Source organism: Xylanibacter sp. (assembly GCF_057607445.1).
In genome coordinates this window covers 1-1,587 of record NZ_DBLZAX010000053.1, presented here as the reverse complement: position 1 = coordinate 1,587, position 1,587 = coordinate 1, and the positions used below count along the sequence as shown (strand labels likewise).

3 protein-coding genes are annotated in these 1,587 nt (G+C 49.4%); all 3 read left to right on the top strand.

All coding sequences use genetic code 11. The features are described 5' to 3' along the window. The first annotated feature begins 161 nt into the window (after positions 1-161). On the top strand, positions 162-380 hold the full coding sequence (locus ACZMIG_RS14780; protein WP_487889768.1) for a hypothetical protein: 219 nt from the start codon (positions 162-164) through the stop codon (positions 378-380). Beyond that, positions 377-697: a plasmid mobilization protein gene (locus tag ACZMIG_RS14775; RefSeq protein WP_487889767.1), complete on the top strand. Its 321-nt coding sequence runs from the start codon at positions 377-379 to the stop codon at positions 695-697. The genes ACZMIG_RS14780 and ACZMIG_RS14775 overlap by 4 nt, the downstream gene beginning before the upstream one ends. Next, positions 658-1,587 (top strand): relaxase/mobilization nuclease domain-containing protein (locus ACZMIG_RS14770; RefSeq protein ID WP_487889766.1); only part of this gene is annotated, 930 nt, incomplete at its 3' end. The genes ACZMIG_RS14775 and ACZMIG_RS14770, both read left to right, overlap by 40 nt.

Here is a 1,587-nt window from a genome sequence, read left to right as displayed (position 1 = left end):
GTCTATCATGCTATAATATGTGTAGCGGATATATTGCAAGTTCCCTAAAGTGTTACCACTTTAGAACTTGTGAGGGTGGCAAGCCCCCCTTCAATCCCCCTTAAATCAGAGCCGGAAGGCTCGTCATGCGGTGGTAATACCACCGGGAAAGTGAGGTCATCATGGACAAGAAGTATATCGAAAATCAGTATCATCTGGCAGTGCTGGATTTTCGGACAGCCCGCAGTGAAGAAGCACAATGGGAAGCGAGAAAGACAATGGCAAGGCTGGAGCAGATAGCTTCACAAGAATATGGTTTTGAATACGCAGATGATTTGCATGAAAAAGAATTAGGGGGAAAAGAGAACATTGTCCGGGAACAGGAGGGAAAGCAGCCATGAACAAGACAAGACCAAAACAGCTATCTTTCCGGGTAAACGAGGAAGAATACCAGCAGTTGCAGGAGAAGGTTCTCCAGAGCGGGAAGAACCAGCAGGAGTATATCCTTTCCTGTGTGCTGGAGAAGCAGATCGTGAATACGGACGGTATCAAAGAATTTATCCCGGAGCTGAAGCGGATCGGGAACAACCTCAACCAGATAGCAAAGCGGTGTAATGAGGGCGGAGTGCTGCCAAGTGAAGCCGAGGTGCGGGAACAAGGGGAGGAGCTGAAGCAAGTATGGCAGTTATTAAGGCGGTATCTTCAAAGGCAGGCATAGGACAGGCGATTGATTATGTGACGAAAGAAGAAAAGACAGAGGAGAAGCTTGTCAGCGGTCTGCATTGTGAAGCAGAGACAGCAAAGGAGGAAATGCAGGCTACCAAGGAACTATGGGAGAAAACCGGGGGAAGGACATACAAGCATTTTGTCCAGAGCTACCATAAGGACGAGAAAATCACGCCGGAGCAGGCACACAGGAACGCATTACAGCTTGCAGAGAATACGCCGGCATGGAAAGGGTTTGAGGTGCTTGTGGCTACCCATAAGGACAAAGACCATGTCCATACGCACTTTATCGTCAATTCTGTCAATTTTGAGGACGGGCACAAGCTCCAGTGGAGCAGTGCCGACCTTCGGGAGCTGAAGGAGCGGTGCAACGCACAGAGCCAAGAGCAGGGGCTGCACGTCCCGGAAAAGGGAAAGACCTTTGAAGGAGCGGAACGAGAGGAAACAGTGGCATGGAAAAAAGAGACGTACCAGCTTCTGAAGCAGGCAGAGCAGGGGAAAGTGAAAAGTTATGTTCAGGACATTGCCCTGGCGGTACTGGACTGTAAGGAAACAGCGACCAGCCGGGAAACCTTTATCCGGCTGATGAATGAAAGAGGGTACGGAGTAGACTGGCAGGACAGCCACAAGTACATCACATATACCGACTTAGCAAGGAAGCAGGCAGGAGAAAAGGCTTGTAAAATTCGTAATAATAAGCTGGAAAAATACTACAACATGAGTTTTGGAAAGGAGGAACTGGAGCATGAGTTTGAGAGAAATGCACGAACAGCAGAAGTCAGAGCAGGCAAGTCCGAGAGAACAGCTCCAAGAACTGAACCGTCAGAGCCGGACAGAGCTGGAGAACAGCCTGCTGAAGGAAGCCTTAGCTTTGTCGAGCGA